7 protein-coding genes are annotated in these 10,278 nt (G+C 49.9%); 6 read left to right on the top strand and 1 reads right to left on the bottom strand.

Going from position 1 to position 10,278, the window contains the following annotated elements:
- Positions 1–1,742 precede the first annotated feature (1,742 nt).
- The 6 genes from VB777_RS16080 (at position 1,743) to VB777_RS17515 (ending at position 8,795) form a co-directional block, all read left to right on the top strand.
- On the top strand, positions 1,743–2,777 hold the full coding sequence (locus tag VB777_RS16080) for an IS5 family transposase (protein WP_323250173.1): 1,035 nt from the start codon (positions 1,743–1,745) through the stop codon (positions 2,775–2,777).
- A gap of 217 nt (positions 2,778–2,994) precedes the next feature.
- The gene (locus VB777_RS16075) at positions 2,995–4,371 is read left to right on the top strand and encodes a glycosyltransferase (protein ID WP_323250175.1); all 1,377 of its coding nucleotides are present in this window, start codon (positions 2,995–2,997) and stop codon (positions 4,369–4,371) included.
- A gap of 99 nt (positions 4,372–4,470) precedes the next feature.
- Positions 4,471–5,505 (top strand): IS5 family transposase, encoded by a 1,035-nt coding sequence (locus VB777_RS16070; RefSeq protein WP_323250173.1) that lies wholly within the window; start codon positions 4,471–4,473, stop codon positions 5,503–5,505.
- 229 nt (positions 5,506–5,734) lie between these two features.
- Entirely contained in the window at positions 5,735–6,727 is a 993-nt protein-coding gene (locus VB777_RS17520; RefSeq protein ID WP_416238382.1) for a glycosyltransferase, read from the top strand.
- Entirely contained in the window at positions 6,728–7,804 is a 1,077-nt protein-coding gene (locus VB777_RS16065) for a hypothetical protein (protein WP_323250171.1), read from the top strand. It begins immediately after the preceding gene.
- A 1-nt stretch (position 7,805) separates the two neighbouring features.
- Positions 7,806–8,795 carry a glycosyltransferase family 2 protein gene (locus VB777_RS17515; RefSeq protein WP_416238381.1) on the top strand — a complete coding sequence of 330 codons (990 nt, stop codon included), beginning with the start codon at positions 7,806–7,808 and terminating at the stop codon, positions 8,793–8,795.
- A 1,004-nt stretch (positions 8,796–9,799) separates the two neighbouring features.
- Here VB777_RS17515 and VB777_RS16060 read toward each other — a convergent pair.
- Positions 9,800–10,135 (bottom strand): hypothetical protein, encoded by a 336-nt coding sequence (locus tag VB777_RS16060; RefSeq protein WP_323250169.1) that lies wholly within the window; start codon positions 10,133–10,135, stop codon positions 9,800–9,802.
- Between the last annotated feature and the right edge of the window lie 143 nt (positions 10,136–10,278).

Here is a 10,278-nt window from a genome sequence, read left to right as displayed (position 1 = left end):
TCAGCGCCGCCGCCGCAGAGGTGCAAGACGCAGGCCCCAGGTGATTGAGGTGGCAGCGCCCCCACAGGGCGCAGCGGCCTCAATCGCCGCCCGGGGGCCGGCGCTGTAACCCCTGGGCTGCATAGAAAAACCATCCCGCTCACAACACAGCCGCGATGAAACGAGAGACTTGACAAGTCAATCGCCTCATTTCATCGTGGAAGAACGAGGTGCATCTGCGCCTCAGGAATGACAGCCCGTCATTCCACCCTGTTCACCCTCTGAGTAAGGGCATTCGGGCCTCGGGTTTTACACCACGCAAAGGGACGCGGCCCCAGTTTTCCTGTGTTGATTTCTTCTTCCCTTTCGTCGGTGAAGCTCTCGGGGGATTACCGTTGATAGGGTTTGGTTCATAGATCTGATCGCTTGGGATTAGCTGGATCATCACTACGCCTCGTAGAGGTTAAACTGGCATGGTGCCCCTACTAAGCCACTTCACATTGCCCTTGTGGTGCCTTGATTATCAAGGAGCGTATGAATGTGACTGACGTATAGCTCGTTTGGCAGATCAAGAACAAATCCTGTCTCCATTTTGTTGCTTGGAAGGCTTCCAGTTCGAGGCCCCGTTTAATCCCTCGACGACGGTGGGTTTCCACCGTCGGCTGACAGAGAAGACCATCAATGACTGCAACGGTGGATCGTCCACCATGAAAAGCAACAATTTACGCTGAATTGCCAAGGTAAACTTGATGATTCTGCGGATGGTGGAGGACCGGTGCCTTGCACCACAGAACATGCTTCAGCCACCAAGCGGAAGCCCTCTAGAGTAAGGAAGGAATTCTGCCAATTGCCCCCAAGCGAGCCCAGTGATATCTGGTTCCACACTGATCTCGCTCTGCTTAAAGATGCCCGAAGATGACAGAGAAGCTGGTCGACCCGATGCGCAGGCAAGTAAGTGATGTGTTTTGCGACAAGCCAAGAACGAGCTGAGGTTAGGACCTTCGTCAATTCTTGCAAGAGGCCAACAAGAGGCGTCCGCGGCTGAGCAAGGTTCCCAGGCCCTGGTCAGCCGCCCCGGGAGCTAGTTCGAACCCTGGCAAGGATCGTTGTTCTATCGCTTGTGGATTTTGAGTTTTGGCGTCTAGTCGCGATTCGTATCGCGACCTGCTGGTGTTCAGTGGGTTGGTGAAGCAGTAATTGATGCTGTATCACGCGGTCACCACAAGCATTCAGAGTTGAATCGTCAGCTTGTCTCAGCCTTCAATCAGGCATGTTGTTCGCGGCAAGTGCAGAAGAAACTTGAATACAGTGCCAAGATCTCGATCTCGGTCGGCGGCGACAGATTGACATTCTTTGCAGTGTCTCAGATGGGATATCTAATACTAAAGGAGATGACTTGAAATCCCAAGTCCGCGCTTTCCACCGTCGCCATGGCTCCTAGCAAATGGTTGTCTATGCTGATCAGATCTATCTCACCCAATGCGGTAATGGCTTATACATGCGGCATGGCTATAGCTTTATCTGAAGTCCCAGTATCATCCGGTCAGGCTTGATGAGCAATTCAGATCAATACAGCTTTTACAAGAGCGTAACAGGCATTCTTGATGCTGTGCCTGTTTGTTGACCCTGCGTCCTTTCATCTCAGTCGAGAAGTTGTCTGGCTTCTTGCCGTCTAGTATATCTAGGGCACCTCGAAAAATCTACGCCGCTCCCTGCCAGTCCGTGAAATATGCAATAGAGTTGGTTCAGTTCAACATTGCTGAATGGGACAGCGTGGATTCTGGGATGAGGAGAAGCGCATTCACAGGCTTCAGCAGAAGAAGCCCACGTTAGCGACCTTATCCGAGGCGATTCCCTGGGAGGCATTCAGGCCGCTGCTGGAGCAGGGTTACAGCCATGAACGCAAGAGCAATGCTGGCCGGAAGCGGATTGATCCGCTCATCCTCTTCAAGATGCTGGTGCTGCAGCAACTGTTCAACCTCAGCGATGAGGAGCTGGAATTCCAAGTCAACGACAGACGCTCATTCGAGGAGTTTGTCGGACTTGGAGTGATGAATAGCATTCCCGATGCCACCACCATTGCCTTCTTCCGCGAGCGGCTCCGCAAGGCGGGTGTCATCGATGAGCTTTTTGAACGGTTTGAGGAGCACCTGCGGTCCCAGGGCCTGGAGGCCCGTGGTGGGCAGATCATCGATGCCACGCTGGTCCCTGTTCCTAAACAGCGAAACTCACGGCCTGAGAACGAATCCATCAAGCGCGGGCAGCTGCCAGATGGATGGGCCGACAAGCCAGAGCGCCTGCGGCAGAAGGATCTTGACGCTCGATGGGTCAAAAAGAACGGCATCAGCCACTACGGGTACAAGAACAGCATCTGCATTGACGCCACTCACGGCTTCATCCGCAGATACGCCATTACCCCAGCCAATATTCACGACAGCCAGATGATCTCACAGGTTCTAGATCCTGAGAACAAGGATGACTTCGTCTGGGCTGATTCCGGCTACGCCGGCGCGCGGTATGAAGATCTACTGGAAGTGGCTGGTTTTGAGAGCCGAATTCATGAGAAGGGAACGCGTTGCCATCCCTTGAGCGAGGAGGCCAAGGAACGCAACAAGGTGCGATCGAGCGTGCGGGCAAGGGTTGAGCACGTCTTCGGGATAGTCACAACCTCTATGCACGGCAAACTGACAAGACGAATTGGCTTGGCCAGAACGAAGGCTTGGTGGGGTCTGCGTAATCTTACATACAACTTCCTGCGTTACCTGCACTGCTCTTCAAAGCTAGCGCTGTCTGCTTGATCATTTGGTAGCGGGATAATCATCTCTCCTTGAAGGCATGGATGCCAGTCATCTGGCGGATCTGCATGTGCAGAGGATGAGCTTGTGGATTCTCAATGTTGACTCAGAAATAGCAATATTTCGAGGTGCCCTCTAGGCTTTCTTCTCGAAGTATTCAGCCATTTGGTCGTTTATGACTTGCATAGGCATTCTTTTCCCTAACTTTGGCCCTTATCATGTGGCCCGAATTGAGGCGCTTCATCAAGTACTGGCGCAAGAGACTATCAAGCTAGTTGCTTTTCGATTTTCGATTGGCAGTGTTGAATACGGGTGGAAGCCCGAGGATCCCGGATTTGTTGAGGTAGTCACACTAGCGAACAGACCGCCTTCCAACGCTTTGGAAGCTTTCGCAATAGCGGCGTTGTGCGCTCGCGAGCTTCGCGAGCGCAACGTTGATGCCGTGTTTCTCCCGTCGTTTTCACCTACACCGAATCTCTTTTGTTTTCTTGCCGCCAAGGCGGTGGGATGTGGCACGATTTTGATGACGGATTCGTGGCATGGCACGGAACGTTCCTCACTGCTTAGAAAGCTGCTAAAGCACATCTTTGTTAGAATGTTTGATTCGGCTTTGGTTGCAGGAAGCCCACAATCGGCGTACGTGACATCCTATGGGATGTCACCGAAGCAGGTATTTACGGGGTACGATGTAGTTGATATTGCACACTTCGCAACGAAAGCAGATGAAGCCCTTCAGCAGAGTGGCAAGCTGCTGCTGGTTGGTTGTGACGAGAGCAGTCCTTCTGGTGAGGCTTTGCAACCACAGGGCGAACTTGCTTTGATTAGGAGTTTGCCAGAGAGGTACTTTTTGAATTTGGGGAGGTTTGTTAAGAAGAAGAATCTTTCTGCACTCGTTGTTGCATACGCACGATTTGTACAGATGCATGCTGAAAGACTGAGGGCTGAAAATAGAACCTCGATTCCTCAGGTCTTGGATGCATCCAATTCGAAACATCAGCATAGGTGCGAAGATACCTCCAGTGCTAGAAAGGCTGCGGATCCTAAACCTGTTAGAAGAAACCACCTGCCAGCCAACATATCCCACTCTCTACCAACCGCTCTAGTTCTTGTCGGGGAAGGTCCGCTGCGTGAGGATTTGGAGAGGCAGTCAAGGCAGCTGGGGCTGGTGGTCCGGAATGGGTTGGCAGATCCAATCCCTTCGTGTGGAGCTGAGGTTGTCTTCTATCCTTTTCAGCAAGTGGAAATGTCGCCCACTTTTTTCGCGAAGTGCGAAGCATTTATTCTGCCCAGTTCTTATGAAGAGTGGGGTCTAGTGGTTAACGAGGCTATGGCATGTGGGGCGCCTGTCTTGGTATCCAATTGCGTTGGCTGTCATTTTGACTTAGTTCAAGAAGGAGTTAACGGATTTACCTTTAACCCTTTCGATCCTGTGGAGCTTGCAAAACTGCTCAATCGCTTTTCTGTTGATCCAGAGCTTAGTTCTAGGCTCGGCGCAGCAAGTCGTAAGCTAATCCAGGAATGGTCTCCATCTAGATTTGCTGATGCCGGTTTGGCTTCGATTCATGCTGCACTTGCAAAAAAGCTTAGTCGACTATGAATGACAATCTACTTGTTAAAGGGCACCTCGAAAAATCTACGCCGCTCCCTGCCAGTCCGTGAAATATGCAATAGAGTTGGTTCAGTTCAACATTGCTGAATGGGACAGCGTGGATTCTGGGATGAGGAGAAGCGCATTCACAGGCTTCAGCAGAAGAAGCCCACGTTAGCGACCTTATCCGAGGCGATTCCCTGGGAGGCATTCAGGCCGCTGCTGGAGCAGGGTTACAGCCATGAACGCAAGAGCAATGCTGGCCGGAAGCGGATTGATCCGCTCATCCTCTTCAAGATGCTGGTGCTGCAGCAACTGTTCAACCTCAGCGATGAGGAGCTGGAATTCCAAGTCAACGACAGACGCTCATTCGAGGAGTTTGTCGGACTTGGAGTGATGAATAGCATTCCCGATGCCACCACCATTGCCTTCTTCCGCGAGCGGCTCCGCAAGGCGGGTGTCATCGATGAGCTTTTTGAACGGTTTGAGGAGCACCTGCGGTCCCAGGGCCTGGAGGCCCGTGGTGGGCAGATCATCGATGCCACGCTGGTCCCTGTTCCTAAACAGCGAAACTCACGGCCTGAGAACGAATCCATCAAGCGCGGGCAGCTGCCAGATGGATGGGCCGACAAGCCAGAGCGCCTGCGGCAGAAGGATCTTGACGCTCGATGGGTCAAAAAGAACGGCATCAGCCACTACGGGTACAAGAACAGCATCTGCATTGACGCCACTCACGGCTTCATCCGCAGATACGCCATTACCCCAGCCAATATTCACGACAGCCAGATGATCTCACAGGTTCTAGATCCTGAGAACAAGGATGACTTCGTCTGGGCTGATTCCGGCTACGCCGGCGCGCGGTATGAAGATCTACTGGAAGTGGCTGGTTTTGAGAGCCGAATTCATGAGAAGGGAACGCGTTGCCATCCCTTGAGCGAGGAGGCCAAGGAACGCAACAAGGTGCGATCGAGCGTGCGGGCAAGGGTTGAGCACGTCTTCGGGATAGTCACAACCTCTATGCACGGCAAACTGACAAGACGAATTGGCTTGGCCAGAACGAAGGCTTGGTGGGGTCTGCGTAATCTTACATACAACTTCCTGCGTTACCTGCACTGCTCTTCAAAGCTAGCGCTGTCTGCTTGATCATTTGGTAGCGGGATAATCATCTCTCCTTGAAGGCATGGATGCCAGTCATCTGGCGGATCTGCATGTGCAGAGGATGAGCTTGTGGATTCTCAATGTTGACTCAGAAATAGCAATATTTCGAGGTGCCCTAAAGTGTGTCTTTGCGCCTCCTCTTGGTTAAGCAGCAAAATCGATAGTGTTAATGTTGCTGTCTTCTTGGTTCACTCTTCGTGTAATCTGTTAATCAATGGAATTCAACATTGCCAATTTCCTGTCTATCTCCATTCCTACTAGAAATAGATCGGCAAACATTAAGGCTCTTTTGGATTCAATTGATGATTCAGTAGACCATGTGCCTACGTATCTGTCTGAACTTATAAATATTAATATCTTTGACAATAATTCGGACTCAGGCGAACTCGAAGAGTTGATCGAAGCTGTATCTAAGGCTAGATGCTACACTGTCAGGCTTCATGTTTCTTCTCATAATATTGGAATGAGATCGAATATTATTAGAGCCCTGCGTGTATTTGACTATAATTATATATGGCTGCTTTCTGATCACATGCTAATACGCCGCTGTATCTATGGGCTACGCGAAATCCTTATAAACTCACTTCCTGACATCGCTGTTTTTGGAATCAGCGAGTATCCTGTGCTCTCGCCTAGGTACATGTCTCTGACTACAGTCTCAAGCCTTAATCTATTTGATGCAAATAGGATGTTATTTAACATGGGAAACATTAGCTCCAATGTCTTTAGCAATAAAATGCTTTGCCGTTTCGCAGAAGCTTCAGATCCCATCTTAGATCATACAGACTATCCACACCTGTACGCCCTGGCAGCGGCTAGTGGATCTTCATCTCTGATATACATTGAAAAGTGTTCAAAATTTAATTCTGCTATTCCTGTCACTAGCTCTTATAACCTTCTTAATGCTCGCTTTATCGACTATCCTAAGCAATGTGGATCAATAAGGAAAATTCTGTTTCAGGGCTTTAGTAAGCTTGTATTCTTTCCTCCAAGGCTATATGTCTCGTCATTGGTAAACCAGTTGATTGCTGACTATTTCCATAATCAATCTAGGCCAAGTCAATCTTTGCACATGGTTATTGCAGACCTTCTCTACTATAACGGTTGCTTTGTTTCAGCCTTTGCTTTTGTCCTATTTTGTTGGAAATGTACTATTTCTATGTTCCAATTCTTTTTCGCGCGTCTGCATTTGCTTAGGAGAAATTGAATGAGCATTAATCGCTACTTAATATGTGACTCTAGGCTCCCATTGCACTCAAAAGCATATCGTGAGGCTGTATGCCTGCTTCTTGAATCACACTCTATTCCTTACTCTCTGTTTGATGGGCGACATCCAAAGCGTACTTATTTGACTAGCGCATTAGAGTTCGCTTCTGCTGCTGATATTAATAGAATAGTCTTTATTACGATGGAGGAAATCAATGGTGTTCATTTGCTCTGGGATCGAATTAAAAACTATCGTTTTCGATCTATAGACGTCTTCTGCTTTTACTTTAAATTTAGCAATCTTCAGGGATGGTCAATGCGCTCTCTGTTCATTTCCATCTGCTTTGCTATAGCACCAGTTCAAAAGATTATCATTTCTCGAAAGACACAAGTTTCTGGATATTCACGATTTCTCCTTGGGAAGAAGCTTCACTATGCTCCAGACTTCTTTTCCGACCTCGAACGCCCTAGTATTTCCACTCAAGCTGCTAAATCCCATTTGTTGCAGTTATTCAGTTTGCCTTCAAACTCAATTGTTATATCTTATGTAGGTATGATCTCGGAAAAAAAGGCAATCTCAACCCTTTTGTTTCTTATTCAAGAATCAATCCAGTTTCTCCTTTCGCATAACGTCATGATTGTCATTGCGGGGCCATTGGAGCCGAGTGGCATTGATGACTCCCAAATCCAATTACTTCAAAGCCAAGGTGTTGTTGCTTATAGACCTGAGCTTCTGTCTAATTATGATTTCTATTGTGTTGTCGCCGCGTCTGATGCAGTATGGTGTGTACAGCAGAACTTTTCAAATTCTTCTGGGATCTTTACAAGAACTTGCTCATGGGGCTCAATTCCAATAGTAGCCTTGGACTCTTATATCGGTTCGCTTGTTTTATCCTTGGATCTGGGTTATATTCTGGATATTCATTCCAAGTGTGTAGTCGATGACTTTAAGAATGTAGTCATCTCATTGTTGTCTCAAGAATCTCGAATGCGATATCTTGCTGCCTGCAAGCAGTATTCAGCATCTTGTGGCATTGACTCGTTTCACGATTCGCTAAAGCCTTTGTTTTTGACTTAAGATGCCTGCATCGACACATGCGGTAAGGCTGCTTACTGTTATCATCCCAACTTATAATCGACATGATGAACTATGTCGTGCTATACATCACCTCTACTTGGAGGCCAAGTTTGTTCTTGATGAAGTTGAGCTACTTATTGGCGATAATTCTGATGTCCTAGTTCAAGAGAAGAACTTACGCCTAGTTAATTGCTATCGCAAGTGTATGGACATAACGTATATTCCTAACTTGAGCAATCTTGGATTTAGTGCGAATGTTTTTAATGCGCTGCCGCTTGCATCAAGTCTTTATACATTGTTGCTTTCCGATGATGATCGGCTCTGCAAAGGCTCGCTTGACGTGGTTCTAAGTACACTAAAGTCACTTCGTTCTACCCAGCCTAATGTTAATCATGTTTTGCTCTGTCCCTACCTTAGGGGCGGGAGTCTTAGCGACAATCTAAGGTCTGATATAGATGTCAGTCCGAAAGACTTTCTACTTGGATTTAGATCTAGGCTTTTGTTGTCTTCTGTTGTTTTCCCATCGGTTGCTGATTGTCGTGAGTTATCGGCTATGCCTTACCAGCTTAGAGCTAATCTCTATCCTCATATTCTTATGTCAAGCCCGGCTAGGGCTTCTTTTCGTTATACTCGATTAAGTCAGCCTCTCACCATTGTCTCTGGAGGTAGTAAGTCCCGTTGGTCTGTATATCAAGTAACTAGTGATCTCTTTTCGATAATGCATTCTTCTTCCCTGCCTCTTGGCGGCAGATCCCTGAGAGGAAAGCTTTTTTATTGCGTATCTGCATGGTCTTTATTGCTCGCCCTAAAGTACACTGTAGGGTGGATTAATGGAACCATTTGTGTCTCAGAAGTCTTGAGGCTTGCCGTGCTCACTAGGGACAAGGCCTTTTTTATCTCTTGGGGTTTCTACACGTTGGCCATTCTCCTGTCGGTCAAAAGACTCTACCTTTCCTTGAAGATTGTCAAGGCGAAGACTGTCAGAACTTGACTGGGGAGTTGCGCGAACGCTGATTTCTCGGTCGGTCCGGTCTCTATCCTGCTCCGCAGGATCTTACTTTCATGCTCCAAGTGTTCACGATAGATCACCCCATTTTGGATTTCAGCGATTCTTCAGACGTAGAGGATGAGGCAGAGAGTGGAGCCATGTACTTGTTGGAAGAGGTAGCGGAAATCTTCATCTGAGGGGGATCTCCTGCCTTGTTACCTCCCTCAACCGCTTAGGATGCCGCTGAAATTGCATCCCAACCGAGCGCTGCTGCACTGGCACCGCTCTCACCAGCGATTGTCGGCTCCCTTTGGGGAGTTCGATCGGGTGATCCCTGTTGGCACTTGTCCTTCTCGACGAGCCCTGAATTCACCCCGATCGCCTCACCACCCGTTTCATGCCATCGCCTCCCGTGGCCTGAGCAGTTTGGCCAGGCGGACCAGGTTAAAGGCAACCACATGCAACCGGAACACACCCCTCGGGATTGGCTCCTGGCCTTGAGCTGCCGCAAGCCGACGGCCTGTTCGATCCAGCCAAATGCCTGCTCTGTCTGTTTCCTGGCGTTGATCGATTGGATGTAGCCGCCATGGCGAACGGTGCGGACGTTGATTGCGGAGTTGTGGCGGGCCTGGATGTTCTGGGAGACATGCGGAATGATTCCTGATATCAGCACATCAGCGACGAAGTCCCTAGTGCCGTATCACTTGACGGCTCCCATCGTCTTCTGGTGAGCACCGCGCATAGCCCGCGTCATCCGAACCGCCTCCCAACGCTCACCGTATCCGACGGCTGGGGTCACCTCACTGGCCACCACCAGCCCGTTGTGCTGGAAGGCGCACCTTGCAGTGCGACGGGTTCTCCATGAGGAAGTGCCCCATGGAGCTGAGGAACCCCCATGCCAAAGTACTTGCGGAACAGCTGGGCCTCACCATCGCTGCTGGAGCGGTGTTTCTGGTTAGAGAGCAGTAAACCGCAGAAACCTCCCCTGGCAGGGCTGATTCAAAGTTTCAGCATGGCTTGGGCTTTGGCTGGCGCATCGCCATCGCCAGCAGCGCCGTGATGTCGTGCATCACCGCCTGCATCCCAGCGCGGATCGACTGAAAACCAGCCAGCCGCAACAGGTTGAGTGCTGCCGTTCGCAGGCTGGCCAACGCACCAGCGCCATTACCCCGGTAGCGGTGGGCGTCCTCGTGGAGCTGGGTGTCACGGATCCAGTGCCAGCACTCAATGCTCCAGCGGTCGCGCACCAGTCGCAGCAGGGCCTCTGGGGTGGTGCGCAGGCTGGTGAGAAACAGGTGGGTGGCCTGAAACGGTCTCCCGTCTCTGGTGCCGGTAGCGGTCATCTCCACAATCCAGCTGGGCCGCGTCCCTTTGCGTGGTGTAAATCCCGAGGCCCGATTGCCCTGGACTGAGGGAGAACAGGGGTGAATGACGGGCTGTCATTCTCGAGGCGCATGTGCACCTCGTTGTTTCACGATGAATCCAG

Source organism: Synechococcus sp. CCY9202 (genome assembly GCF_034931685.1).
Taxonomy (GTDB): domain Bacteria; phylum Cyanobacteriota; class Cyanobacteriia; order PCC-6307; family Cyanobiaceae; genus CBW1002.
Note: the sequence above shows the minus strand (reverse complement) of the source record. Positions and strands in the feature narration are given on the sequence as shown.

Bases quoted from the DNA above. Each gene is read 5' to 3' on its own strand.
- VB777_RS16070 (WP_323250173.1), top strand. From the start codon at position 4,471: ATGGGACAGCGTGGATTCTGGGATGAGGAGAAGCGCATTCACAGGCTT.
- VB777_RS17515 (WP_416238381.1), top strand. From the start codon at position 7,806: ATGCCTGCATCGACACATGCGGTAAGGCTGCTTACTGTTATCATCCCA.
- VB777_RS16065 (WP_323250171.1), top strand. From the start codon at position 6,728: ATGAGCATTAATCGCTACTTAATATGTGACTCTAGGCTCCCATTGCAC.
- VB777_RS17520 (WP_416238382.1), top strand. From the start codon at position 5,735: ATGGAATTCAACATTGCCAATTTCCTGTCTATCTCCATTCCTACTAGA.
- VB777_RS16060 (WP_323250169.1), bottom strand. From the start codon at position 10,135: ATGACCGCTACCGGCACCAGAGACGGGAGACCGTTTCAGGCCACCCAC.
- VB777_RS16080 (WP_323250173.1), top strand. From the start codon at position 1,743: ATGGGACAGCGTGGATTCTGGGATGAGGAGAAGCGCATTCACAGGCTT.